This window comes from Chryseobacterium sp. WX (genome assembly GCF_029542485.1).
In the GTDB taxonomy this organism is placed as follows: Bacteria; Bacteroidota; Bacteroidia; order Flavobacteriales; family Weeksellaceae; genus Chryseobacterium; species Chryseobacterium cucumeris.
Map to the genome: position 1 here is coordinate 3,638,716 of NZ_CP120710.1, position 25,461 is coordinate 3,664,176.

Below are 25,461 nucleotides of genomic sequence, written 5' to 3' on the forward strand. Positions count from 1 at the left end.
AACTGATGAAAAAGTTAATCTTTATTTTCGTTTTGTTGGGCTTGTGTTCGTGCAGCGATTATATTGATAAGCCCAAAAATCTGGTCGATAAAGGTTTGATGGCTGAAATCATTGCCGATCTTGCCATCAACGATCAGGCTATTTTTGTATATCCTGACAAAAATATGGAAGCAGGAACCAGAGCTGTTTTGAAATCACATAAGGTAAAGCCTGATGATTTTGTAGATAGTTTCAAATACTATGTGATTAAAGAAGAAATGGATGGGATTACCAGTGATGCACAGGAAATATTGCTGAAAAAAGATCCCAAAGCAGATAAATATGTAAAGGAAAGACTGAAACAGAATGGTCCCGTAATGCCTGTAGTAAGGTAAATAAGGCTGGAAGTTTCTGTCACACAAAATCACTGGTCAAAACAGTGCATTTAAAAAAGTATAGAGATGAAATTTTTTAATATAGAAAAAACCTCTGAAGGAAAAGCAAGAGCAGGGGAAATTACCACAGATCACGGGAAGATTCAAACTCCTATTTTTATGCCTGTGGGAACTGTAGCAAGTGTAAAGACAGTTCATCAGAGAGAATTAAAAGAAGACATTAAAGCTCAGATTATTCTGGGAAATACTTATCACCTATACCTTCGTCCGGGCATGGAAACGATGCAGGATGCAGGTGGTTTACACAAATTCATGAACTGGGATCTTCCTATTCTTACCGATTCAGGAGGTTTTCAGGTATTTTCACTGGCAAGTAACAGAAAAATGACGGAAGAAGGTGCGAGATTCAAATCTCACATCGACGGAAGTTATCATATGTTCTCTCCGGAAAGATCAATGGAGATTCAAAGACAGATCGGAGCTGACATTTTCATGGCTTTTGATGAATGTACACCTTACCCTTGTGATTACAACCAGGCGAAATCATCGATGGAGCTTACCCACCGTTGGCTGAAAAGATGTATTGACTGGACTAACAATAATCCTGAATTATACGGACATCAACAAAGACTTTTCCCGATTGTTCAGGGATCTACTTATTCTGACCTTCGAAAAATTTCTGCAGAAGTAATTTCTGAAGCAGGAGCAGAAGGAAATGCTATCGGAGGACTTTCGGTAGGAGAGCCTGAGGAAGAAATGTACAGGATCACTGATGAAGTGACAGACATCCTTCCAAAAGAAAAACCTAGATACCTGATGGGAGTAGGAACTCCTTGGAATATTCTTGAGTCTATCGGGCTGGGAATTGATATGATGGATTGTGTAATGCCAACAAGAAATGCAAGGAATGCAATGCTTTTTACATGGCAAGGGGTGATGAACCTTAAAAATGAAAAATGGAAGCGCGATTTTTCGCCTTTGGATGAATTTGGGACCAGTTTTGTAGATCGTGAATATTCAAAAGCGTATCTTCGTCACTTGTTTGTATCTAAAGAATATCTGGCAAAACAGATTGCTTCGATTCATAATCTGGCATTCTACCTTGATTTAGTAAAAGTAGCCAGAGAACATATTATGGCAGGTGATTTCTATGAATGGAAAAACTCTGTAGTACCGGTTCTTAGACAAAGACTGTAAGAGAATATGCTTAAAATTGTAGACAGATATATCATTAAAAAATACCTTGGAACTTTCAGTTTCATGTTGGTATTATTGTCTATAGTCGTATTGGTAATCGATGTTCAGCAAAAGATTCCAAGGATAGAAAATGCTAAGGCTATTGACCCGAAACTGGATCTGACCTATTTTCTTATCCATTTTTATCCTTTCTGGATCATCAATCTTGTGGTGACTTTCCTTTCCATTCTGGTATTTATTTCGGTGATCTATTTTACCTCCAGAATGGCAAATAATACTGAAATTGTTGCTATTATCAGTAGTGGAGCCAGTTTTCACAGGTTTTCCAAGCCCTATCTGGTTACTTCCATTTTTATTGGATTGATCGCCCTTGTAGTGTACCATATGGTGCTGCCATGGGCCAATATCAAGAAAAATGAGCTGGAAGCCTATACTTATAATGCAGCCAATAAAGAAAAGATTTTAGGAACCGCTCCTGCTTCTTCACAGCTGAGTAAGACGGAATATATTTTCGTTGATTCTTGGAATAAAAGAGAAAAAAGAGGGTCGAGTTTTGTCTATCAGAAATATGATAAAGACAGAAAAATGACCTATGAGCTGAAGGCAAGCGAAGTATACTGGGATAAAGCTAAAAAACAGTTTGTTCTAAATAACTATCTGGAAAAAACAATCAATAAAGACAATACCGAAAAACTGGGTAACGGAATAGAATTAAGGAAAAATTACGGGCATTCTCCGGAAGAACTTTTCCCGAATGAGCTTTTGGGACAAAATAAAACCACTCCCGAACTTTTGAAATTCATTGAAAGAGAAAAAGAAAGAGGAAACAGTAACCTGAACTCTTATCTGAATGAACTTCATCAGAGAACTTCAATGCCTGTTTCAATTATTATTCTGACATTCCTGGCGCTTTCCCTGTCATCACAGAAGAAAAGAGGAGGATTGGGAGTTAATCTTGCAATAGGGATCTCATTAGCGTTTATTTTCGTATTTTCATTCGAAGCCTTAAAGGTGGTTTCGGAAAATAAAAGTTTATCTCCTGCTGTAGCCATGTGGCTGCCCAATATGGTGTTTTTACCGCTTACCCTTTATCTTTATATCAAGAGAGCCAATCAATAAAGGAGTTTTACTTCTTTGTGATAAAAGGAGTGCATTCCGTCTTCCAGTTCGATCCAGAGTTCACCTTTTTCGTCTGCATGTCGGATGATGCCATTTTGTCGCTCTTTTTCAATTTCAAAAACTGAGATCTGATCCTTTCTGAAAAGATTTTTATTAAATCCATCAAGAATTTCCTGATCTGAAGGTATGCTTTTAAGCCTTTCAGACAAATATTCATGAAGGTTGAATGCAAGTTCTTCCAGATCAAATCGGATCCCTGTCTGCGTCAGAAGTGATCCTGCATTGGATATTTCATCAAAACTTTCCTGAAGAATATTGATCCCGGCTCCGATAATGAAATAATTATTTTGATTAATTTTTTTCTTTTCTATTAAAATTCCAACGATTTTTTTACCTTTAAGGATAATATCATTCGGCCATTTGATTTTTACCTCAGAGTCAGACAATTTGGCAAGGAAATCCCGGATCACCATTGCGGTATAATAATTGAACATAAAGTCGGAGCACAGGATGTTCTGAGTATTCACTGCCAGCGTATAAGCCAGATTTTTTCCGGCGGTCTGAGTCCAGATATTTCCATACTGACCACGGCCTTTAGTTTGATTAAAAGTATGAAGCCCTATAAAATTTGAATCTCCGTAAAGTAAAAACTTTGATATTTCGTCATTAGTAGAAGAACATTCTTTCAGGTAGAAGAGTTGGCTCATTTAAGAAAACTTTAAGAGATTAAGAGGGTAAAAGTAAGGTTAAAGTAAAGAAAAAACAATAAATTTGCAGATTATAGTATTTTTTTAATGAATAAAACAGCAGAAAAACAAGCGTTAATAGATAAAATCGTTGAAGCTATCCAGGATGTAAAAGGAGAAGACATTATGATCTTCGATCTTTCAAACATCGAAAACTCCGTAGCAGAAACGTTCGTGATATGTAGTGGAAACTCAAATACACAGGTAGCTGCATTGGCAGGAAGTGTAGAGAAGAAAGTAAGAAACGAACTGCAGGACAGACCTTGGCACGTAGAAGGTACTGAGAATGCGATGTGGGTATTGGTGGATTACGTTTCAGTGGTGGTTCATATATTCCAGAAACAGGTACGTGAGTACTACGATATAGAAGAGCTTTGGGGTGACGCAGTCATTACCAGAATTGAAAATGAATAATAAAAATTTTAAAAAGTCTAAATGAATAATAAAGGATTCAACTGGTTCTTTCCTATTGCAATCGTAGCTCTTTTGCTATTCTTTGGCTCCAACTTCCTTGGAGGTGATGCAGCAAAATCTATTGATGAAGATGGTTTCTTTAGAGAAATGCAGGCGGGCAAAGTCCAGAATATAATTATATACAAAGACATAGAGAAAGCTGATGTTTTCCTAACAAAAGAAGCAAAATCGGCAATGGTTTCCAAAGCCGGAAAAGAAAACAACCCTCTTTCTGCCTTCGAAATGGCTCCAAAAGCAGATTTTTCTGTGAAATACGGAGATCTTCAACTTTTCCTTCAAAAATTTGAACAGGTCAAAGCCAGCAATCCGGTTATTAAAACAACCAAAGATTACGGTACAGGGAAGAGCGCATTAATGGATATCTTAATCCCTGCGCTGGTTTGGATTTCAATTTTAGGATTATTCTACTTCCTTCTTTTCAGAAAGATGGGCGGTGGCGGAGGTCCTGGTGGACAAATTTTCTCTATCGGAAAATCTAAAGCGAAGCTTTTCGACGAAAAAGAAAGAATTCAGGTAACATTCAAGGATGTTGCAGGATTGGAAGGTGCTAAAGAAGAAGTTCAGGAAGTAGTAGACTTCTTGAAAAACTCCGAGAAATATACAAAACTGGGAGGTAAAATTCCTAAAGGAGTTCTTTTAGTAGGGCCTCCGGGAACTGGTAAAACCCTATTGGCGAAAGCGGTTGCAGGGGAAGCTAAAGTTCCGTTTTTCTCACTTTCAGGTTCTGATTTCGTTGAAATGTTTGTTGGGGTAGGAGCTTCCAGAGTAAGAGACCTTTTTGCTCAGGCAAAAGCAAAATCTCCGGCCATTATCTTCATTGATGAGATTGATGCTATCGGACGTGCAAGAGGAAAAAATAATTTCTCCGGCGGAAACGACGAAAGAGAAAATACCTTGAACCAGCTTCTTACTGAAATGGATGGTTTCGGAACAGACACTAACGTTATCGTAATGGCAGCAACCAACAGAGCGGATATCCTTGATAAAGCTTTGATGAGAGCCGGACGTTTTGACCGATCTATTTATGTAGACCTTCCTGAGCTTCACGAAAGAAGACAGATCTTTGATGTTCACTTGAAAAAGATCAAACTTGATGATAATGTAGACAGAGAATTTCTTGCAAAACAGACTCCAGGATTCAGTGGAGCGGATATTGCCAACGTTTGTAACGAAGCAGCGCTTATCGCAGCAAGAAATAACCATACTTCCGTAACAAAACAGGATTTCCTTGATGCTGTAGACAGAATCATCGGTGGTCTTGAAAAGAAAAATAAAGCAATCAAACCTTCTGAAAAAAGAAGAGTGGCTTACCACGAAGCAGGTCACGCTACGATATCATGGTTGGTAGAACACGCATCTCCACTTTTAAAGGTGACGATCGTTCCCAGAGGACGTTCACTGGGAGCAGCATGGTACCTTCCTGAAGAAAGACAGCTTACCACAACTGAACAGATGTTGGATGAAATGTGTGCAACATTAGGAGGTAGAGCAGCAGAGCAGGTTATTTTCAATAACATTTCTACAGGAGCACTTTCTGACCTGGAAACAGTAACGAAGAGAGCTCAGGCTATGGTAACGATCTACGGATTAAGCCCGAATATCGGTAATATTTCTTACTATGACAGTTCAGGCCAGTCTGAGTATAATTTCGGAAAACCATATTCTGAAGAAACAGCTACTAAGATTGATGCAGAGATCAAATCCATCATCGAAAACCAATACGAGAGAGCAGTAAGAATTCTTGCTGATAATAAAGACAAGCTTGATGCTTTAGCCAGCAAACTGTTGGAAAAAGAGGTGATCTTCCGTGAAGACTTAGAAGAAATATTCGGAAAAAGAGCATGGGATCCTGAATTGACAGAGAAACCTGTAACCAATACTATTCCTGAAAAAGATCAGCCGGTAGTAGTGGAAACACCTCAGATCAAAGAAAAAGAAGAAGAAAGCGAAATACAGGCTCCAGAAAGCCCAACACAGCTTTAAGACTCTTAAAAAATAGAATTCATAAAAACCTGACGACTTCAAGTTGTCAGGTTTTTTCATATTTAAGGAGATATTTTGGATACTATTGTAATTAATTTTCTATTTTTGTATAAAGTTGACTAAAAATAGATTAAGTTGAATTTATTCAAGAGGATTGTAAGCAAACTTACCAACCAGCCTGAAGAAGAGGACAAACAGAGCCTGGAGAAGCTTGGGGATTCGCTGAAAAATGCGGATCTTGACTATAAGTTTGCGCAATTATTTACGCATTCGGGGGGATTTTTTAATTATTGTGCAGATGAAGCGGAGGCTCTACAAACTTTAAATCAAATTATCAAAATAGAAGGGATACATAATCTTTTTTGTTGGGATAAAGAACTTCAGAATTTTTTGAACGTTGTGAAGTCTTCGTATACTTCAGAATTACAGCCGTCTAATGACGCCGCATTCATCACCTGTGAATATCTGATTGCTTATGACGGCAGAATCATGCTTTCACATAATAATATTCTTCATTATCATTCTTCAAGGCTTCCCGATAGAATTATCATTATTGCCAATGTTTCTCAGATTGTAAACAACCTGAATGACGCTATGGGGAAAATAAAAAGAAACGGAAATATCAAGAACCTTACTTCCATAAGCGGAAGCCAATCGAAAATGGACAGTTCTTCCAATTCCAATACAAAACTGTTTTTATTGCTGCTTGAAGATTAAGCAACCACTTCTAAATTTTAAATTTTGGACAAAAATCTCATTCAAAGAACCCTGTCAGGTATCGTTTATGTAGCTATCATTATTCTTTGTTCTACTCCGCTGGGAGCACAGCTGCTGAACAATATTGCACCTGGTCTTATCAAGCAACAGTATCTCTATCATGGATTAATGAGTTTGCTGCTGGTTGTAGGAACCTGGGAGTGTGTCAAAATCATGAAGTTTGGAAACGGCTATGAAAAATGGGTGGTATATCCATTGGTCATTTTTATATTCTATATGTTCTCCAAAAGATATTTTAATCACGATTTCTTTTTTGATTTCAGGCTTAGTGAAATACTGGCACTGGTACTTATTGGGATTGCTGTGGTTACATTATTCAAATATCCCAACGAACTCTACTTCGACAGCGGAAAACTTATTTTTACCGTAATCTACGTAGCCCTGCCCTTCAGTTTTGCATTGGGGTTACCCAAATTCTCCAGTTATAGTGACAGTTTCTCTCTGGAGGTTCTGTTCCTGTTTATTCTGATCTGGAGCAGCGATACCTTTGCGTATCTGGTAGGAAAATTCTTCGGTAAACATAAAATGGCCCCTAAAATATCCCCTAAAAAAACTTGGGAAGGATATGCCGGAGGTGTTGTTTTAACATTGGTTTTATCCTACTTTATTGAACACTATCAGCCTGAGCTGAGAGGCAACTGGATGGTTGTAGGATTTTTGATTGCTGCCTTTGCTCCTTTAGGAGATCTGGTGGAGAGTCAATTGAAGAGAAACTTCGGTGTAAAGGACAGTGGAAACATCATTCCCGGGCATGGAGGAGTTTTAGACAGACTGGATAGTTTTATTATCTGCGTTCCTGTCGTATATTTGTACTTTATTTTAGAAAAATTTATTTAGTCTCATGAAATTACATAGAGAATCAAAAGGAACGATTACCGTTGCAACCCTGCTTTTTATTATTCTGGGTGCTTTAGCAATTTATTTCCTTGAAATATGGTCACTGGTGATCATTATGCCTTTGTTGGTTATTTACGGTTTAGTTTTCTGGTTCTTCAGAGTTCCGGATCGTAATATTCTTGATCACAAAGAAAATGTTATTGCTCCGGTTGACGGAAAAGTTGTAATGATCAAAGAAGTGGAAGAGGATGAATTTATAAAAGGAAAAGCCATCCAGGTTTCTATTTTTATGTCTCCACTCAATGTTCATATCTGCAGATACCCGGTGTCAGGAGAAGTGATTTACAAAAAATATCACCCGGGAAAATATCTGGTAGCATGGCATGAAAAGTCTTCTACAGAAAACGAAAGAACTACGGTAGCTATTCAGACGATGACTAATCATAAAGTAGTCTTCAGACAGATTGCCGGATATGTTGCGAGAAGAATCGTTTTCTATTGTAATGAAGGGGATAAAGCAAAGGCCGGGCATGAATTCGGATTTATTAAATTCGGTTCCAGAATGGATGTATTCCTGCCTTTAGACACAGAGATTATCTGTAAGATCGGAGATATTACAAAAGGAGGTGAGGATGTTATCGCCAAACTGAAAGAAAATTAAAATTATTACAATATAAATATATAAGAGGGCCATTGGGTCCTCTTTTTCATTTGATGGGTGCTACTGATAGGTGAGTTTAGCTACTCAAGAGTAGTATTGCGTATTGATATATAGGTTTTCTTTTTTAGAGAACAATAATTTTGCCGGCTTAAAAATAAGACACATTAATTAGGTAAGTTGATAACTGTTAATGTTTTTGTCATATGATTTTGCTTAGTTTCAATATTTCAATATTGGAATTTTAGTAAATTGTATAAAGAAAATCACTTAATTTTTTTAACATGAAATTATTAAAAGACACTTTGTATTTTATTTGATTAAGAATATAGAGGATTTTTTTTCTAGCTTTGTTCGAATCCCTATTTGTTCTTTATAAAACAACAATAAGATGATTTATAATTTTTTATTTAAAATGCTTAATGGCGAGTCAGACAAAATGGAAGCTAATGCTGACCGTAATTATCTGAATATTATTAACAGGTATCTGTTTTCATTGTTTTTCATATTCTTGTTTTATTCTGTTTTTATCATTGCTTTTTTTGGAGACATGCTGATTTCAATATTCCTTACTTCTATTACTTTTTTCTGGCTGCTTCTGATGGCTATAAAAGGTAAAACAAGAAGATTTAAAAAGATTTTGAAGCCTTTTATTATCCTTGTTTTTGTTTTACTGACTTTTATAGTAAGTTTTTTTTATATTTATACCTATAAGAGTGGCGGTGTAGAATATTTCTATTTTTGCCTCTTATTTGCAGTTCCATTTTTTCTCAATTATAAGAAGGATCCGTTTTGTATCATTTTTATTACTCTCATTATCAGCATTAACTTTATTGCATGCCTTTACTATGATTTTAATTTTCTTCCCAGAAGTAGATTTTTAGAAAAAGATGATTTTAAAACCTTAAAATTGTTAAATATCTTGTTTTCTATCGCCTATTTTTTCATGGATATTGTTTTTATCACTCAGAAAGATGCATTGATTCATGGACTGATTTCCGATAAAAAAGAAAAAGACTCTACCATTAAGGATCTTGTAAAAACGAATACAGAACTGATGAAGCATCAGATGCTCATCAATCATCTTTCAGAAGAAAATGTCCAGGAGATTTTAAGCCTGGCAGAAAATAATTCACCAATGTTCTTTGAAAAATTTCAGGTGTTTTTTCCTCATTTTATTCCTGAAATTTTAAGAATAAATCCTAATCTCATCCATTCTGAACTCTATTTCTGTGCATTGATGAAGCTGGATTTTGATACAAAAAAAATTGCACAGTGCACCAAAAACAGTATTCGGGCTGTGGAAAGTAAAAAGTACAGAATCCGGAAAAAATTAAATATTTCCTCGGAGATTAATATCAATAGCTTTCTTATAAAAATTTAAACAGAATTCTGATTTTTATTACTCGTACGTAGTGTTGAGTAGCTTCCGATGGTGTTTTTTGATTTTCTTATCAATATTTTTACTTAAAAGCATTGTGATGAATATTAAGAACATTCATATTGGAAACCTTATCCAGACAAAAGTGGAAGAGTGTCAGATTCCAATAGAAAGAATTTCCAGGTTTTTAAACAGGCCGGAAGACGAAGTAGAGAGGATGTATCATGCCAAAAGTATGGATACCGATGTTCTTCTGAAATGGTGTAAGCTTTTAAAATTCGATTTTTTTAGGTTCTATACAGGACATCTGATTTTATACTCGCCAGGTTCAAGAGTTGATAATACATTCCGGCATAAAGGAGAAACCATGGTTTTCAGAAAGAGTATCTATACACAGGAAGTGAAGGATTTTGTGCTGGAAAGAATAAATACAGGAAAAATGACGGCCAATGATGTGGTTGAAAGGTATAAAATACCCAGAACCACTTTATTTAAATGGATGAAAAAGATATAATATGATACCAGATTATAAGCAGATTTATACCGACATTCTTGAAGAAAAATTTCCAGAGAAATTACTGGATGCGGCTATAAAACTTAAGCTGGAAACATTGCAATCAGCTTTTGATATTCTGAAATTTAACCAGCTGATTTTTGGAGAGGCTGAATATACGGTTAGCCTTAATAATCAGAAGCTTCGGTCTTATGATCAGGAATCTATTCTTAGGATTCTCAGTTACCAAAAAAGAAATGGACTGACTAATCTTCAGGTGAGCCATCATTTTAAGATAAGCCGAAATACAATTGCCAGATGGAAAACCATTTTTAAATTATAAAAAGTATTGTATTCTGTTTAATCTAATCGATTTATTTTTTTTCTATTACATTAGAAAGAATTGATTTTATGCTGTTTTGAATTTGTTTTTAAATTTATGGTTGAGTTTTTTATAACTCAACTTTTTTATTTGTATTGAATGTGATGATAAGTTATTGGCATTTGTGAGTTTTACTACGCGTGAGTAGTATTGCGTAGCGGGAATTAATTTGTAATCGTCTGTGCTTGATAATTTTGTGGAAGTTAAATGTTCAGGTTAAAATTTTAATTATCAAACAACTATAACTTATTACAATGATGGAAACAAAATTTACAATGCCTTCAATCAAAGCCTTGTTCATCGCAATGCTCTTTGTTTTTGGAAAATCTTTTTCTCAAACCAATAATGGTGCAGTAGGGATTAATACTACAACCCCGAACGCTAATTCCGTTTTGGATGTTGTTTCAGGAAATAATAATAAAGGAGTCCTTATTCCTCGTTTAACTGAAGCACAGCGAAATGCAATTGTAATCAATCAATCCAATGATGATGGTCTGACGATTTACAACACCACAGAAGACTGTTTCAATTACTGGAGCCGTGCGGATAACGAATGGAAAAGTGTCTGCGGACAGATGGGAAAAGCTGTTTTTACCATAGATTGCTCCACGTCCAAAGCCATGGGTAGCTATGTAAAAGGAAAAGAGCTTACCAACTCAAATTATCTAAGCATTGCCGTGAATGTAACCAAACCGGGTAATTATACCATTTCAGGAACTACCACAAACGGATACAATTTTTATGGAACAGGTGTATTTTTAAATGCCGGAACACAAACCATACAGATTCCGGGACAGGGAACTCCCCAGAATATTCAGACGGATAATGTAGTTCTTGAAGCCAACGGAACTGAAGTAACTTGTACTCCAGCTATTTCTATTACGGTGCTAAGTCCTGCAGGTACATATACCATGAGCTGTGGTACTGCAACAGTAAATGGAGTATACAAAGTGGGGACAGCCCTAACAGCTTCGAATACAATTACCTTACCTGTGAATGTTTCAGCGTTGGGAAGTTACACGATTACTACCAATACCGTTGACGGAATTTCCTTCAGTGGTTCAGGTACATTTACGTCTACAGGAAATCAGAATATTACGTTAGGAGGAACAGGAACGCCAACCTCCACATCGGTGAAAACAATTACAATTACTTCTGACAGTCAGGGGGGAGTATCTACAACATGTTCTGTAAATGTAGTGGTTGTAATTCCTAAAAAAACAGTTCTCCATATCGGATTAGAAACAGCGTACGGTTATAGCGCCTATACCGGTCCCTCAAGAAGTCTGATGGATTCTCCCACAAATTTTGGTACTGCTGCTTCCAGTATTGTTAAATATGAAGGTTTTACCCATACTTCTTTGGGAAATTCCCCTTCATCAACTGCCCTTCAGACAGCGCTTAACAATAAGCCGGATATTGTTGTCATTGGCTACAACTACACACCTAATGCTACAGATGCAGGTTATATTGCTTCTTATCTTAATAAAAGAGGAGTTGTCATTGCTATGACGGATGATACGGGCACAGCACAGAATCTATTCAGAGGAATATTCTCTGATCCTACCATTTCAGCATCTTATGGAGGCGGTGCTGGATCTGTGTATGCTCTTACCAATAATGATGATCCTATCCTTAACGGGCCTTTTGGAGATGTAAGAGGGAAAAACTGGGGTGAAGATGCTTCTACCACAGTAAATATTTCAGGCCTGACAAGTGGATTTGTTCCATACAGTTATGCGCAGCCTATCAACAGCACAACTGCCAGAACAGGAATTTCAGGATTAAGAAATACAAGTTTAAACTTTGTATGGTTTGGGGATGGCGGCTTTCTAAGTAATGAAAATGCCAATGGAAATCAATATCCGAGTAATACAATAGAACCTTTTGTAGCACCAAGTACAGGAGGATATTTCCCAGTTCAGAAGTCTTCTTATGGCTATGCTGGAAACGGATATACAACTGGAGGAATGCAGGTTCAGAATTCAATCCTTTTTGCCAATATGATTGCCTGGGCAATAAAGCAGGCGGAATTTAACGGAATAAACACACAATGATAAAAGGTTTTTAAAGATGACTCCGGCACGATTATTCGTGCCGGAGTTTTTATTTTATATGTCTTTTAACTTCCTGTACAAGGTTTAATATGAATTCTACGGGAATATCGTCTTCCGTATCAATAAGAAGGATTTTAAACTTCTTTCTGCCGTCCTGGATCAGTTCTGGATAATCAAGTCTGTCACCATGATAAAAGCTCAGGTAGTGCTTTTTGTATTTTTTGCTGTAGTAGAAATAGCACAGCATTTTCTTTTTGTATTTGATAAACGGAAGACCGAAACTAAATGTTTCTGTAATGTTTTCCGGATCTGAAGCTAAGATCGTGTCACGTAAAAATAAAAGAGTACTTCTTTCAGGCTCTTCGATTCTGTAGAAATACTCTTGTATAGGGTTCATTTTAATTCAATTAAAAGATTAGTCGAAGTTTTGAAGTTCAACAAGTTTGTGATACATTCCTCTTTTTGCAATCAGGTCGTGGTGGGTTCCTTGTTCCACGATATCACCTTTTTCCATCACTACAATCCAATCTGCTTTCTGAATGGTGGAAAGACGGTGGGCAATGACTAAAGAAGTTCTGTTTTCCATCATTTTCTCCAGAGCATCCTGTACGAATCTTTCAGATTCCGTATCCAGTGCAGAGGTAGCTTCATCCAGAATCATGATAGGTGGGTTTTTCAATACTGCTCTGGCAATAGAAACCCTTTGTTTCTGACCACCGGAAAGTTTACCTCCGTCATCCCCGATATTGGAATCATATCCTTCAGGAAGTGTGTTGATAAATGCATCAGCATTGGCAATTTTAGCGGCTGCAATCACTTCTTCTCTGGTGGCATCAGGTTTACCCATCAGAATATTATTGTAAACCGAATCATTGAATAATACAGATTCCTGGGTTACCATTCCCAATAGCTTACGGTATTCCTGTAGCTTTAAATGTTTGATATCTGTTCCGTCAATCAGAATTTCTCCTTCCGAAACATCATAAAATCTTGCTAAAAGATTAGCAATAGTTGTTTTACCACTTCCACTTTGCCCAACAAGAGCAACAGTTTTTCCTTTTGGAATAGAAAGGGAGAAGTTTTTAAGAATCGTATGATCTTTATCATAATAAAAACCAATATTATTAAATTCGATAGAATGCTTTAATGTTGAGATAGAAACAGGATTGGGTACTTCGTCAATTTTCACATCAGCATCAAGAATAGCTAAAACTCTTTCAAGAGAAGCTTCACCCTTCTGAACATTCGAAATAGATTGAGATAAACTTTTCACAGGTGGTAAAATCTGGAAGAAAATACCCAGGAAAACCAAAAAATCTGCAGGTGAAATACTTTGTTCTACAATGATTTGCTTTCCACCGTACCAGGCGATAATCAAGAACGTCACCGATCCTAAAAATTCACTCATAGGAGAGGCCAGTTCTTTTTTTCTTCCTAAATTTATGGAGCTGTTGATCCATTTCTGCATAGACTGCATAAAACGGTTGTCCATTATTTTTTCTGCGCTGAAAATCTTAATTACCTTTGTAGATTTTAGTGTTTCATCTACGATTGAGAAAATATTCCCCATCTCATTTTGAGCCTGATGAGAATCTTTTTTCAGACTTTTTCCTATTAAAGCAATCATGGTTCCCATGACAGGCAATACTAAAAGAGAAAAAAGCGTCATCTCTGTACTTAAAAAGAAAAGCGTTACCAGTGTACTGATCAGCATGAAAGGTGCATTGATTAATTCAACTAAACTTCCTAAAATATTCCCTTCAACTTCACCCACATCATTGGACATACGAGACATCAGATCTCCCTTTCTGCTTTCTGTAAAAAAGGAAACAGGTAAAGCAAGAATCTTTCTGTACATTGCTCCACGAAGGTCTTTAGTAACCCCTACACGGTAATTGATCAATAAAAATGAACCTAAATATCTGAAAAGGTTTCTCAGTAAAAACATAAACGCTGTTACCACACAAAGCCACGCCAAAACGTTAAGTGCTCCATACTGGATTACTAAACTCTGAACATAGTAATTGGCATATTCTTTTGCGTAGGAGAAAAAATCTAAAATTTCTCCCGAATACACAGGTGGATGGCTGTATTTTTTAGCCTCAATGGTTCCGAAAAGCATTCCCAAAACAGGAAGAATAGTCCCTAAGGAAGCAATCTGAAATACAGAATACATAAGATTGAAAAACAAACTTCCGTAGATGTATTTTTGGTGGGGTCTTGCGAACTTTAGTATTTTAATATATTGGTTCATTCAATGAAAAAATTGGATAGCAAAATTACGTAAAATTAAAAGATAAGACGTTCTTAATCCTGTTTTACTTTACTGGATAAGTTTCAAAAAGTGTCTTTTTGTTACAACTCAGCACTATTAAGCATTATTTTTTTGCGTAAATAAGCCTGAACTTGGCTTAAGAACAGGAGATCGTAAGGTCTTGCTGTATAATAAAAAAAACTGCAGAAAGAGCAGTTTTTTATAATGATTTTACTTAAAATTTCACCTGATCATTGTACTTCGGAGCAAAATTTTTAGGACTCAGTTTGTCAAGTGTTTTTGCCAAATTATTGATGATCTGAGTCATATTATCAAAATCTACAACGTTGATGTCATCATTTTCATGGTGATAATGAGACGCTTTGGTCATATCAACAGTAGAAAATGAATGGGCAATGATTTTCTTTTTGACAAAGCTTACATTGTCTGAACGGTAGAATAGCTGCTGTTTTGCATAGGGATCAGCATTGATTTTTAATCCGTTTACTGCATTCTGATTGAAAAGCTCATCAAGATCTGAGAATCCGTCACCTGTCATATATAATGCATTTTTTCCCCATTGAGATTCTGTAGCAACCATTTCAAAATTGAAAAGAGCAGTCATTTTATTATAAATGTGATCCAGATTTTTATCTGTTGAAATCGCTCTTGAACCCAGCATTCCTTTTTCTTCTCCATTGAATGCCATGAACACCATAGAGAATTCCGGTTTTTTATTTTTAAAATAATCAGCAATACCTACCAGAGTAGTGATTCCACTGGCGTCATCATCTGCTCCGTTATAAATATTGTCTCCACTTTTATCACTGGTTCCGATATGATCAAAATGCCCTGAAAAACCCAGATACTGATCTGACTTTCCTTTTTTGATTCCGCAAACATTGTATACGGTCTTTCCATTGTAGTCAAAAGGCACCAGATACGATTTTCCGGTACAATATTCCAGATTATTTTCTTTGAAAAGTTTCGCGATATAATTAGCTGCATTTTCATTTTCCTGAGTTCCGATTTCACGGCCTTTCATTTCATCTGAAGCGAGAGTGGAAAGAACTGTTTTTACTCTTTCTTTGGAAACTTCCTGTGCAAAGGAAAATATTGAGAACAGGGATAAAGTAAGATACGTTAGCTTTTTCATTGTCTTTTGTTAAAATTATATGATCTGTCGTGTTTTTAATCAAAAAGTTGCAATGAATTTACATAAATTAATTTAAGAATGGATAACGAAAAAAAACAGCTCCTAAAAAGAAGCTGTTCTCACTCAAAAAATCGTTGTAAGGCTATCGAAGTCTGTCTACAGATTTTACGAGCCTCTCATCTTTACGGATGTAAATGTTTGCCATAAGCAGACAGATTACCGCAATCAATGGGAAAATCGGCTCAATACCCTTCTCAGGAATCTGAATTCCTCCGGATAAGTTTAGTAACCAGTACGCCAATACACCAATCAACAAAGCGTTTATAATGATGCTGATGGTATTCAGCAAAATTTGTCTTTTTCTGTTTTTGAAACTGAAAATACTTAATGCTCCAATAATAACAAGTACTATACAGCTTATATTAAGTAAAGGAATACTGTCTGAAATGACAACATCCTGTCCTGTTATAAAAAGGAAAACAGCAGCTAAAACTGCTAATAAAGTCCATATGGTTTGTATTCTCTGTAGCATTGAATATTAAATTCTTGGCAAAAATAATATAAATTTTGCACAATTCAAAAATAAGTGTAGATTTGCATTATACAATGTACTTGAAAACAAAAGTCACCGGACTTACTTTTCTTACTCACAATTAATTACATTTTTACATTAAATATGTTTAACATAGAAACGTTAAGGTCAAAATCCGTAACGGAACTGACTAAAATCTTAAAAGATTTGGGCGTTAAAGTTGCAAGAACCAGCAATGAAAATGACAAGATCTTTGCTATTCTTGACTTTCAGGCTTCTAACCCTAAAGTTGCAAAAGATTATTTCAACGCCACAGAAACCGCCAGTGTAAATACTGAAGAGGCTCCAGCAGAAAAACCTGCCAAAGCCTCGGCAAAAAAAGCTGCCCCGAAAAAAACAGCAGCCAAGCCAAAAGCACCAGCAAAAGCTCCGGTAGAAACTAAAACAGAGGAAATAGTAGAAGAAAAGGTAGCTGCTTCTGAAGACATAAAACCGGAAGAACCAAAAGCTGAAACCACTGTAGCAACAGTAACAGAAGAATCAGCAGCAACTGCTCAGGCAAAAAAGAAAAGAAAAAGAGTTTCTACCAATTCAGGAAATGCAGAAGTATCTCAGGAAAGAACTGAAACTCCAAAAAACACAGAACCTCAAGAGCCTGTTCAGGCCGAAGAAAAGCCTACTAATCCTCAACAACCACAGGCTAACAGACCCCAAAAAGGACACAACCATCCACAGAACAGTGGAAACCAACATAAAAATCAAAACCAACAACATCAGCATCAGCAGCATCAAAACCAAAATCAGAATCAAAACAGACATTCTGAAAAGGCAGAGGAGCAGAACGAGCATAAAAAAGAATTCAATTTCGATGGATTGGTAAGTATTGAAGGTGTTTTGGAAATCTTACCGGATAACTACGGATTTTTACGTTCCTCAGATTTCAGCTATATCTCTTCTCCGGATGATGTGTATGTATCTACAGCACAGATCAGGAATTATGGGTTAAAAACCGGAGATACAGTGAAAGGAATTGTAAGACTTCCAAAAGAAGGAGAGAAATACTTTTCATTGTTAAAACCTACAGAAGTAAACGGACGTGATCTTGCATTCATCAAAGACCGTGTAGCTTTTGAATATCTTACTCCGCTTTTCCCGGAAGAAAAATTCAATTTGGCAGGAAGCAATTCTACCATTTCTACCAGAATTGTAGATTTATTTGCACCTATTGGAAAAGGTCAGAGAGCAATGATCGTTGCACAGCCTAAAACAGGTAAGACGATGTTGCTGAAAGATATTGCTAATTCTATTGCAGCCAACCACCCGGAAGTATACATGATGGTTCTTCTGATTGATGAACGTCCGGAAGAGGTTACTGATATGGAAAGAAGCGTAAATGCAGAAGTAATTGCCTCTACATTTGATGAAGCAGCAGAAAAACATGTGAAAGTAGCCAACCTTGTTCTTGCAAAAGCACAAAGAATGGTAGAATGCGGACATGATGTAGTGATCTTACTGGATTCTATTACAAGATTAGCAAGAGCTTACAACACCGTAACGCCTGCATCTGGTAAAGTACTTTCCGGTGGAGTAGATGCCAATGCTCTTCACAAGCCAAAAAGATTCTTCGGTGCGGCAAGAAAAATTGAAGGAGGAGGATCTCTGACAATCATTGCGACTGCATTAATTGATACAGGATCTAAAATGGATGAAGTTATCTTTGAAGAATTCAAAGGTACGGGTAACATGGAACTTCAGCTGGACAGAAAAATTGCCAACAGAAGAATTTATCCTGCTATTGATCTTATTTCTTCCAGTACCCGTAGAGATGATCTGCTTCTGGATGAAGTAACTTCTCAGAGAATGTGGATCTTCAGAAAATATCTTTCTGAAATGAATCCTGTAGAAGCTATGGAATTTGTTAATAAAAACATCAAAGGAACTCTGAATAATGAGGAATTCCTGATGTCTATGAATAAATAAATTTAATTTAATATTGTTAAATAGAAAGCACGGATCATTGGGGTTCGTGCTTTTTATTAATATGATAAAAAAATTAAAACTTAATTCATTCTAAATCAATATATCAATGTTAAAGATTTATTAAAGTAATCCACAATCCTTGATAATACCTTAAATATTGGCTAATTTTGAAGTATAACATTAAAAATAAAGATTATGTCATTTGAATTACCAAAACTAGGATATGCATATGATGCATTAGAGCCAACGATCGATGCAAGAACTATGGAAATCCACCATACAAAACACCACCAGGCATATATTGACAATTTAAATAAAGCAATTGAAGGAACTGAACTAGCAGGAAAAACTATTGAAGAAATCTGCCAGACAGGAACTGACAAGCCAGCAGTAAGAAATAATGGAGGAGGTCACTTCAACCACACTCTATTCTGGGAAATTTTAACTCCTGGAGGAAGCAAAGAGCCTGTAGGAAATGTAAAGGCTGCTATCGAAAATTACGGAGGTCTTGATAAATTCAAAACTGATTTTTCTGAGGCTGCTAAAACAAGATTCGGTTCAGGATGGGCTTGGTTAGTTAAAAATGCTGACGGTTCTGTATCTGTTTCTTCTACACCCAACCAGGACAACCCATTAATGCCTGTAGCAGACGTTAAAGGAACTCCGGTTTTAGGATTAGACGTTTGGGAGCACGCTTATTATTTAAACTACCAAAACAGAAGACCTGACTATGTTTCTGCATTCTTTGATGTAGTAAACTGGGATAAAGTAGAGGAATTATTCAATAAATAATTTTCAGCTATTATAAAAATTAAAAGGAGACTGTCTCAAAAGGTAGACCAACACTCTGAGAATTTCTTAAATGACAAAATTTGTCACACAAGAGTCTGAGAGAAAGGTGCTTTTAGACAGTCTCCTTTTTCCTTTAATCTATGAATAGATTATCTTTTTTAAATTTTTCGTTAATAACTTTTGGGTCTGCTAATTGAACACTATTCCCCATATACATTTTAGCTTTTCCAGCAGGATCAGCGTAAAAATCGTTTCTTTCTTTAATGAAATTTGCTTTTGTTGTTTCAATAAAATTTTTTGGTAAGGTTATATTCAAACTTTGTTTCTTAACACCAACCAAACTAAATGTAAAATAATGGTTTAAATCATACACTTCAACAATCAGTCCTGGGAGTCCTTTAAATCGAAATGGTCCATCATGAGATGGTATGTCAGAAGTAAACCAAGCAGTAAACTTTCTGTTTTCGAGCATACAAACTGCTTTCTGACAATTAAATTCACCTATTTTCTTTTTCTCATTTTCTATTGCCCAGTGTATTGTTTCGGCGGGATATCCGTAAAACTTATTGACAATTTTATCAAGTACTTTGATTTTTTTGTCTATACTGTAAAATACCTCATGATTTACCCTTGCTTGAGGCATAGAAGCAAAGTTTATAGTGTAATTTCCTTTGTCAAAGTTGCTTTGTACGATTGAATCTCTACGCATTTTTGAGAAGCTTTTATAGATAGATTCTTTACCATCTGAAAGTAGTACCATCGTCTCTTCAAATTTCCGGTCTTTATCTAAGGAATCACGCATGAACGTGTACTTATAATAAAATACTGTACTTGATTTCACTTCTTGTGCTTGAATGAAAGTTGTTATGCTAATAATAAATAGTAGTAATAATTTTTTCATTTTTTACATAATTATAAAACTCAGATAGTTTATTTACTATCTGAGTTATTTTTTTGATTACTGATGACAGTTAATTTGTTCAACGGCTTCTGCATCGCTCATTAAACACTCGGTTCCCCATTCGCTACACCATGTTGTGTATGAATTAAGTCCGCAAGATGTTTGAATAAAAACTTGCATACATCCAAATGCTTTTACTTTGTTTTCCTTTTCCTCTTCTTTGATTTCTGTAACCTTGGAATAACGATTTTATGCCACTGTGCTTTTAGCATTTACTAATCCAGCAACTCCGAAAGCTGCTAATAAAATAATTTTTTTCATAATGAGTTTTTTTAAATTCATTACTAAAATATAAAATAAAATCAATTTGTTGTGAACTATTTTTTTATGTTAAGTTTCTGTTTATTAGTTGTTTTCGCATCGTTAAATTAAAAGGTTGTATTTTACTACGGAAATTCCAAATACTATTAAGAAAGACTTTTTATTGAGTATTTCAATGGAATTTAAACAGCATTTATATAAAAAAGGTTCAAAATTACTTTGAACCTTTTTATTGAGGATGTTTTAAATTTACCTTATTGCATCGCTTCCGGATAATCCATTCAATCTTAGCTTATACTTCCAGTTTACATAGGCGAAAACCTGGTATAATTTATATTCAAACTTGATTCCGTAATTTTCCTTAGGATCATAATCGATTCCGGATTCAATAATATTTCTGTATCTGCCGGAATGATAATAGCTGTTCCACTCATTGACCAAAAATGTGTTTTTTGTCTTCAGATAAGATTCTGTGTACTGGCTGATAGGTCTGGCAACAGCGCTCAGAAAATAATCGAATTGGGTATCGATAACCGTAAGGTCCCATTCTCCGTCTTCATTTTTAGAAGGCTTCATTTCATGTTGCTCTTTATCTTTCTTTGGTGTTTCCTGAGAAAAACAGCTGAAAGGTACCAATGCAATCATTACTAATAAAATAATACTTTTCATGATATAGGTATTTATATAAAAAAAGCACTCCAATAAGAGTGCCTAACTTTTTTATGGTTCTTTCTGAAGAACTACAAATGCAGGAAAGTGGTCACTGTAGCCTCCTGTAAACTGATCTCCATTCCATGATCTGAAAGGATATCCTTTGTAATTTCCTTCTTTATTGACAAGATAAGCTGGAGCGAAAATTTCTGCTTTGTACACAGAATATTCTTTAGTTACCTGATCTGAAATTACGTTTTTAGAAACAATAATCTGGTCAAACAGGTTGGGAGCATCCTGATAAGCCAAAGAAGCAACTCCTTTCTTATATAAAGGATACATCAGGTTAAGATAAGGAGTTTCCTCGCTTAAATCTTTTGGATTGGCCTGGGCTTTCAAATGGTTTTTTAAACTTGGGCTTACAGGATCGTCGTTAAAGTCACCCATAGCAAAAAGTTTGGTAGTAGGGTCTGCAGTCCTTACGCTGTCCATCTGCTGTTTTAATAAGGCAGCCGCAGCATTTCTTTTAGGTAAAGAAATTGCTTCACCACCTCTTCTTGAAGGCCAGTGGTTCATGAAAAATGCTACTTTTTCATTGTCCAGAAATCCTGTTACGACAAGGATATCTCTTGTGTATTCTCTTTTTCCGTTGTCACCGTAAATTACCAGTTCTTTTTTTAATGAATTGGTAGGGGTAAATCTTCTTTTCTGATAGATCAATGCCACATCAATTCCTCTATAGTCATAAGAGTTGTAATGAATAATTCCGTAGTCATATTTCTTTAAAGCAGGTTCGTTCACAAGGTCCTGGATGACCTGTCTGTTTTCAACCTCGATTAAGCCTACTACTGTCGGAGCTGTTTTGGTATATTGTGCTCCCATTTCAGAAATCACCTTTGCTTCGTTAGCCAGTTTTGCCTTATAAATTTTCGATCCATAGTTCTTAGCACTTTTAGGAGTAAATTCTTCAGAACCACTTTGAATTCTTACTGCTTTTTTCCCTTTTAATGCACCGTCACTCCAGGGTCCGTCGTATTTTTCTGCTTCCAGAAACTGAATAGAATCCATAGGGATACTTCTGTGGAAAGCAGGGTTTTTAATGTCTTTGGTTCCATCAATATAATCAGCTGAGCGGATAGTATCCCAAAGGTTTTCTACATTTAAGAAACCTATGGTTGCTACTTTTCTCAGTTTTCCTTGTTGTTGGGAGAATGCCACGATCGAAATAAACAGGGCAAACAGACTCGAAAATCTCTTCATCTCTTTGGAGTTTTATTATACTATTAATTACAAATTTACTTTTTTTTAACTTGCTGCGTTTTAAATATTTGTAAATTTAAAAGCAGTAATTTGAACCTCTCTTTTATAATGATTCTTAAAAGATTGCAATGTTAAGGAAAAATAACGTTAAAAAAGTTCTGAATTGCAAAATTTGATTAATTTTGTGCCCCCAACTTTTAAACTGTTGAAAATTAACAATAAAAGTATTAAAAAATAAATATACTCATGATTAAAAAATTATCATTGATCTCTTTATTTACTTTGCTGCCTGCGTCCTATTATTATGCGCAGACAACTGTGTTTGCGTATCTTAAGGATGCGGACGGCAAGCCTGTTGAGCAAGCAAGTGTGGATTTAAAAGGAGCAGGAAATGATGCAAAGGCAGACAAAATCGGATATTTCCAATTTAAAGATTTGATGCCTGGACATTATCAGATTATGGTTACAAAACCCAATTTTGAAACTAAAATTTTTGAATTTGACGTAACCAGTGATGAGAAAAGAAAAGATCTTGGAGTAATTACTCTTTATTCTGCACTGAATGGTGCTGATCAAGGGTTAGCTATCATAGAAGATTCTGGAGAAAGTGATGGCGGTGGTGCACAGCAAACGGCCACGGTAGGTTTATTACAATCTTCTCAGGATGTTTTCAACAGAATTGCAAGTTTTGATTTAGGCCCCTACTGGTTCCGTCCAAGAGGAATTGATAGCAGAACAGGTGAGAACATGATCAATGGGGTTTCTATGGCTGCAGCTGATAATGGAGATGTAGACTTCAGTACCTGGGGAGGGTTGAACGAAATTACCCGTTACCCGGAAATTGCAGCTAACCATGCCCCTTCAGAATATGCCTTCGGAGGAACTACCGGAGTATTTTATAAAAATACAAAAGCCAGCGAGTACAGAAAAGGGAGCCAGTTGACATACTCTCTGACCAACAGAAATTATACCAACAGATTATCCTACAGATTTTCATCCGGAATGAATAAGAACGGATGGGCATTTACAGGAATGATCGCAAGGAGATGGGCACAGGAAGGGATTCAGGATGGTACCGCTTATGATGCATACAGTGGATATGTCGGTATTGAGAAGAAATTCAGCGACAGCCATACCATGACCTTAAATGCCATTGGTTCTAAATATGCCAGAAGCTCTTCAAGTCCAAGTACTCAGGAAGTATATGACTTCAGAGGTGTTCATTACAACTCTTACTGGGGATGGCAAAACGGAGATAAAAGAAATGAAAGAGTGAAAAGAGGTTTCCAGCCGATGATCCAATTACAGGATTTCTGGAAAATCAATAAAAACTCTCAGTTATGGACGTCTGTTTCTTACCAGTTTGGGAAAGAATACAGTTCAAGATTGGATTGGTACAGAGCTAATAACCCGTCTCCAACTTATTACCGTAATCTGCCAAGCTATTGGTTAAACTATAAAGATCCGTCTCCGGAGCAGGCTGCCAACATCGGAATCACAAGAGACTGGTGGACCAATGATGACCAGTCACACACACAGATCAACTGGGATAATCTTTATAATGCCAACCGAAATGTAGAATACAATGCATTATTGGGAGGAAGAAGAGCCGCTTATTATCTTGTGGATGACGTAAAAGATGATAAAGTATGGAATGTATCTACCCACTATACTTATAACTTCACCGATACTTCCCGTTTTATTTTAAACTTATCTTACCAGAACTACAGATCTGAGCAGTACAGAGAAGTGAATGACCTATTAGGAGCTGATTTTGCCCTAAATATGGATCCATTTGCATCCAATACCACGGCAGGAAGTGTTTGGGGAAAATTCAATACAAGAGAAAGCGATACTGATGTTGCCAAAAGAGAAGGGGATAAAATCGGGTACAGCTATATCTTCAGAAGACAGGAATTCAAAATAAATCCTGCTTTCAAATTCTCCACCGGAAAATTTGATGTTTTTATTTCCGGATTATTTGGATATACATCAAACAGCAGAGAAGGATTATTCCAACACTACCTGTATGAGTCTTCTTACGGAAAAGGGGCAGACCAAAACTTTTGGAATGCTGGTGTTAAAGGACAGGTTACTTATAAAATCAATGGTAGAAACTTCCTGGTTTATAACGGAGCTTACTTCTCGCAGTCTCCTTTCCTGAATGATATTTACTTTAATACCAGAGTAAGTGGTGTTACCACTCCTGGTATCAAAAATGTTGTTGTTGATGCTAACGACCTGAGCTACGTAATCTCTACTCCGATTGTTAAACTTAGGCTGACAGGTTACCTTGTTAACACCCAAAACGAAACAAGTGTACAAAGATATTTTGCACAGGGAGTCAAACTAACAAACCTTACTGAAAGTGGTGATCAGGCTCCGGTTCAGGATGGAGCTTTCATTACGCAGGTACTGGCAGGTGCAAATAAAAGAAATATGGGAATTGAGCTTGGTGGACAAGTGAAAGTAACTCCTAACTTAACTGCCAGTGGGTTATTAAGCTTAGGACAATACACTTATACTAATAATCCTACAGTTTATTTTGCATCTGACGCTGTTGGAACGTTCAGAGAGCTTGACGGAAATGGAAATATCGTATCAAGATCTTATACCAACATGGGTGAGGCTACTCTTAAAAATTACAGACAAGGGGGTACTCCTCAGGAAGCATATACACTAGGTCTTCGTTACAGCAGCACTAAAAACTACTGGTGGGTAGGAGCAACTTGGAACTATTTTGGGCATTCATTCTTAGACCCGTCTCCGGTGACCAGAACAGACAGATTCTATACCAATCCTGGCACACCAGGAGTGCCTTATGACCAGGTAAATGATGAAGAACTAGCAAGAGTTCTTACGCCTACAAAGCTTCCTTCAGCATTCTTCTTCAATGTCAATGCAGGGAAGTCCTGGATGATTGGTAAGTATTATGTATTGGTGTCTGCATCGGTAAATAACATCCTTAACAACAGAAATTATATTACAGGAGGATTTGAACAGACCAGAAACGTTAACTATATTGATTACGCTAATGATTATGACAGTGGCAATATGGTATTTGCACCAAAGTATTGGTATAATCAGGGTAGATCTTATTTTGTTAATCTTCAATTCAGATTCTAAAAACTAAAAT

General features: G+C 36.2%; 23 protein-coding genes. 15 read left to right on the forward strand and 8 right to left on the reverse strand.

Going from position 1 to position 25,461, the window contains the following annotated elements; all coding sequences use genetic code 11:
• The first annotated feature begins 5 nt into the window (after positions 1-5).
• The 3 genes from PZ898_RS16410 to PZ898_RS16420 all read left to right on the forward strand — a co-directional run bounded on the left by PZ898_RS16410 (position 6) and on the right by PZ898_RS16420 (position 2,690).
• Positions 6-374: a DUF4296 domain-containing protein gene (locus PZ898_RS16410; protein ID WP_277693782.1), complete on the forward strand. Its 369-nt coding sequence runs from the start codon at positions 6-8 to the stop codon at positions 372-374.
• Positions 375-440: 66 nt separating this feature from the next.
• Entirely contained in the window at positions 441-1,571 is a 1,131-nt protein-coding gene (gene tgt / locus PZ898_RS16415; protein ID WP_277693783.1) for a tRNA guanosine(34) transglycosylase Tgt, read from the forward strand.
• Positions 1,572-1,577: 6 nt separating this feature from the next.
• Entirely contained in the window at positions 1,578-2,690 is a 1,113-nt protein-coding gene (locus tag PZ898_RS16420) for an LptF/LptG family permease (protein ID WP_034691587.1), read from the forward strand.
• Here the strand turns inward: PZ898_RS16420 and PZ898_RS16425 are convergent.
• On the reverse strand, positions 2,684-3,397 hold the full coding sequence (locus tag PZ898_RS16425; RefSeq protein WP_062673279.1) for a biotin--[acetyl-CoA-carboxylase] ligase: 714 nt from the start codon (positions 3,395-3,397) through the stop codon (positions 2,684-2,686). The two genes, PZ898_RS16420 and PZ898_RS16425, sit on opposite strands and share 7 nt — an antisense overlap.
• A gap of 87 nt (positions 3,398-3,484) precedes the next feature.
• On the opposite strand from PZ898_RS16425, the gene rsfS reads away from it, so the two are divergent.
• From rsfS to PZ898_RS16470, 9 genes are all read left to right on the forward strand, one after another.
• Entirely contained in the window at positions 3,485-3,850 is a 366-nt protein-coding gene (rsfS, locus tag PZ898_RS16430) for a ribosome silencing factor (protein WP_047097448.1), read from the forward strand.
• A 21-nt stretch (positions 3,851-3,871) separates the two neighbouring features.
• Positions 3,872-5,893, forward strand: a complete 2,022-nt coding sequence (gene ftsH, locus PZ898_RS16435) for an ATP-dependent zinc metalloprotease FtsH (RefSeq protein WP_062673282.1) — start codon at positions 3,872-3,874, stop codon at positions 5,891-5,893.
• A 135-nt stretch (positions 5,894-6,028) separates the two neighbouring features.
• Positions 6,029-6,610: an LUD domain-containing protein gene (locus PZ898_RS16440; protein ID WP_034691583.1), complete on the forward strand. Its 582-nt coding sequence runs from the start codon at positions 6,029-6,031 to the stop codon at positions 6,608-6,610.
• Between the two features lie 24 nt (positions 6,611-6,634).
• Positions 6,635-7,507, forward strand: coding sequence for a phosphatidate cytidylyltransferase (locus PZ898_RS16445; protein WP_062673285.1), 873 nt, complete (start codon positions 6,635-6,637; stop codon positions 7,505-7,507).
• A 4-nt stretch (positions 7,508-7,511) separates the two neighbouring features.
• Complete coding sequence (locus PZ898_RS16450) at positions 7,512-8,168, forward strand: phosphatidylserine decarboxylase family protein (RefSeq protein ID WP_062673286.1); 657 nt, start codon at positions 7,512-7,514, stop codon at positions 8,166-8,168.
• 388 nt (positions 8,169-8,556) lie between these two features.
• Positions 8,557-9,549: a hypothetical protein gene (locus PZ898_RS16455; protein ID WP_062673288.1), complete on the forward strand. Its 993-nt coding sequence runs from the start codon at positions 8,557-8,559 to the stop codon at positions 9,547-9,549.
• Between the two features lie 97 nt (positions 9,550-9,646).
• The gene (locus tag PZ898_RS16460; RefSeq protein WP_120232491.1) at positions 9,647-10,060 is read left to right on the forward strand and encodes a transposase; all 414 of its coding nucleotides are present in this window, start codon (positions 9,647-9,649) and stop codon (positions 10,058-10,060) included.
• A 1-nt stretch (position 10,061) separates the two neighbouring features.
• Positions 10,062-10,382: a helix-turn-helix domain-containing protein gene (locus tag PZ898_RS16465; RefSeq protein WP_123278593.1), complete on the forward strand. Its 321-nt coding sequence runs from the start codon at positions 10,062-10,064 to the stop codon at positions 10,380-10,382.
• A gap of 293 nt (positions 10,383-10,675) precedes the next feature.
• Positions 10,676-12,478, forward strand: coding sequence for a hypothetical protein (locus PZ898_RS16470; RefSeq protein ID WP_120232493.1), 1,803 nt, complete (start codon positions 10,676-10,678; stop codon positions 12,476-12,478).
• Between the two features lie 49 nt (positions 12,479-12,527).
• On the opposite strand, the gene PZ898_RS16475 is transcribed toward PZ898_RS16470, so the two are convergent.
• The 4 genes from PZ898_RS16475 to PZ898_RS16490 form a co-directional block, all read right to left on the reverse strand.
• Positions 12,528-12,875 carry a DUF1801 domain-containing protein gene (locus PZ898_RS16475; protein ID WP_062673297.1) on the reverse strand — a complete coding sequence of 116 codons (348 nt, stop codon included), beginning with the start codon at positions 12,873-12,875 and terminating at the stop codon, positions 12,528-12,530.
• 18 nt (positions 12,876-12,893) lie between these two features.
• The gene (locus PZ898_RS16480) at positions 12,894-14,732 is read right to left on the reverse strand and encodes an ABC transporter ATP-binding protein (RefSeq protein WP_062673299.1); all 1,839 of its coding nucleotides are present in this window, start codon (positions 14,730-14,732) and stop codon (positions 12,894-12,896) included.
• Positions 14,733-14,967: 235 nt separating this feature from the next.
• Positions 14,968-15,888 carry a M28 family peptidase gene (locus PZ898_RS16485; RefSeq protein WP_276833004.1) on the reverse strand — a complete coding sequence of 307 codons (921 nt, stop codon included), beginning with the start codon at positions 15,886-15,888 and terminating at the stop codon, positions 14,968-14,970.
• Positions 15,889-16,030: 142 nt separating this feature from the next.
• A complete protein-coding gene (locus PZ898_RS16490) occupies positions 16,031-16,420 on the reverse strand; it encodes a DUF4293 family protein (protein ID WP_062673303.1) in 390 nt (129 codons plus the stop codon).
• A 144-nt stretch (positions 16,421-16,564) separates the two neighbouring features.
• Here PZ898_RS16490 and rho point away from each other — a divergent pair, with 144 nt between their 5' ends.
• Positions 16,565-18,400, forward strand: a complete 1,836-nt coding sequence (gene rho, locus PZ898_RS16495) for a transcription termination factor Rho (protein ID WP_277693784.1) — start codon at positions 16,565-16,567, stop codon at positions 18,398-18,400.
• Positions 18,401-18,595: 195 nt separating this feature from the next.
• On the forward strand, positions 18,596-19,192 hold the full coding sequence (locus PZ898_RS16500; protein WP_062673307.1) for a superoxide dismutase: 597 nt from the start codon (positions 18,596-18,598) through the stop codon (positions 19,190-19,192).
• A 133-nt stretch (positions 19,193-19,325) separates the two neighbouring features.
• Here PZ898_RS16500 and PZ898_RS16505 read toward each other — a convergent pair whose 3' ends face one another.
• The 3 genes from PZ898_RS16505 to PZ898_RS16515 form a co-directional block, all read right to left on the reverse strand.
• Positions 19,326-20,093, reverse strand: a complete 768-nt coding sequence (locus tag PZ898_RS16505; protein WP_120232498.1) for a GLPGLI family protein — start codon at positions 20,091-20,093, stop codon at positions 19,326-19,328.
• 570 nt (positions 20,094-20,663) lie between these two features.
• Positions 20,664-21,083 (reverse strand): DUF6146 family protein, encoded by a 420-nt coding sequence (locus tag PZ898_RS16510; RefSeq protein ID WP_062673311.1) that lies wholly within the window; start codon positions 21,081-21,083, stop codon positions 20,664-20,666.
• A 51-nt stretch (positions 21,084-21,134) separates the two neighbouring features.
• Positions 21,135-22,325 carry an endonuclease gene (locus PZ898_RS16515; RefSeq protein ID WP_277693785.1) on the reverse strand — a complete coding sequence of 397 codons (1,191 nt, stop codon included), beginning with the start codon at positions 22,323-22,325 and terminating at the stop codon, positions 21,135-21,137.
• A gap of 246 nt (positions 22,326-22,571) precedes the next feature.
• Between PZ898_RS16515 and PZ898_RS16520 the strand changes: the two genes are divergently transcribed.
• Positions 22,572-25,451, forward strand: a complete 2,880-nt coding sequence (locus PZ898_RS16520) for a carboxypeptidase-like regulatory domain-containing protein (RefSeq protein ID WP_277693786.1) — start codon at positions 22,572-22,574, stop codon at positions 25,449-25,451.
• Positions 25,452-25,461: the final 10 nt, after the last annotated feature.

What these genes read in the sequence shown, in the direction of transcription:
- ftsH (WP_062673282.1), top strand. Translation starts at nt 3,872, where the DNA reads ATGAATAATAAAGGATTCAACTGGTTCTTTCCTATTGCAATCGTAGCT.
- PZ898_RS16475 (WP_062673297.1), bottom strand. Translation starts at nt 12,875, where the DNA reads ATGAACCCTATACAAGAGTATTTCTACAGAATCGAAGAGCCTGAAAGA.
- PZ898_RS16420 (WP_034691587.1), top strand. Translation starts at nt 1,578, where the DNA reads ATGCTTAAAATTGTAGACAGATATATCATTAAAAAATACCTTGGAACT.
- PZ898_RS16505 (WP_120232498.1), bottom strand. Translation starts at nt 20,093, where the DNA reads ATGAAAAAATTATTACTACTATTTATTATTAGCATAACAACTTTCATT.
- PZ898_RS16455 (WP_062673288.1), top strand. Translation starts at nt 8,557, where the DNA reads ATGATTTATAATTTTTTATTTAAAATGCTTAATGGCGAGTCAGACAAA.
- PZ898_RS16460 (WP_120232491.1), top strand. Translation starts at nt 9,647, where the DNA reads ATGAATATTAAGAACATTCATATTGGAAACCTTATCCAGACAAAAGTG.
- PZ898_RS16520 (WP_277693786.1), top strand. Translation starts at nt 22,572, where the DNA reads ATGATTAAAAAATTATCATTGATCTCTTTATTTACTTTGCTGCCTGCG.
- PZ898_RS16480 (WP_062673299.1), bottom strand. Translation starts at nt 14,732, where the DNA reads ATGAACCAATATATTAAAATACTAAAGTTCGCAAGACCCCACCAAAAA.
- PZ898_RS16465 (WP_123278593.1), top strand. Translation starts at nt 10,062, where the DNA reads ATGATACCAGATTATAAGCAGATTTATACCGACATTCTTGAAGAAAAA.
- PZ898_RS16485 (WP_276833004.1), bottom strand. Translation starts at nt 15,888, where the DNA reads ATGAAAAAGCTAACGTATCTTACTTTATCCCTGTTCTCAATATTTTCC.
- PZ898_RS16515 (WP_277693785.1), bottom strand. Translation starts at nt 22,325, where the DNA reads ATGAAGAGATTTTCGAGTCTGTTTGCCCTGTTTATTTCGATCGTGGCA.
- tgt (WP_277693783.1), top strand. Translation starts at nt 441, where the DNA reads ATGAAATTTTTTAATATAGAAAAAACCTCTGAAGGAAAAGCAAGAGCA.
- PZ898_RS16470 (WP_120232493.1), top strand. Translation starts at nt 10,676, where the DNA reads ATGATGGAAACAAAATTTACAATGCCTTCAATCAAAGCCTTGTTCATC.
- PZ898_RS16425 (WP_062673279.1), bottom strand. Translation starts at nt 3,397, where the DNA reads ATGAGCCAACTCTTCTACCTGAAAGAATGTTCTTCTACTAATGACGAA.
- PZ898_RS16490 (WP_062673303.1), bottom strand. Translation starts at nt 16,420, where the DNA reads ATGCTACAGAGAATACAAACCATATGGACTTTATTAGCAGTTTTAGCT.
- PZ898_RS16500 (WP_062673307.1), top strand. Translation starts at nt 18,596, where the DNA reads ATGTCATTTGAATTACCAAAACTAGGATATGCATATGATGCATTAGAG.
- PZ898_RS16510 (WP_062673311.1), bottom strand. Translation starts at nt 21,083, where the DNA reads ATGAAAAGTATTATTTTATTAGTAATGATTGCATTGGTACCTTTCAGC.
- rsfS (WP_047097448.1), top strand. Translation starts at nt 3,485, where the DNA reads ATGAATAAAACAGCAGAAAAACAAGCGTTAATAGATAAAATCGTTGAA.
- rho (WP_277693784.1), top strand. Translation starts at nt 16,565, where the DNA reads ATGTTTAACATAGAAACGTTAAGGTCAAAATCCGTAACGGAACTGACT.
- PZ898_RS16410 (WP_277693782.1), top strand. Translation starts at nt 6, where the DNA reads ATGAAAAAGTTAATCTTTATTTTCGTTTTGTTGGGCTTGTGTTCGTGC.
- PZ898_RS16450 (WP_062673286.1), top strand. Translation starts at nt 7,512, where the DNA reads ATGAAATTACATAGAGAATCAAAAGGAACGATTACCGTTGCAACCCTG.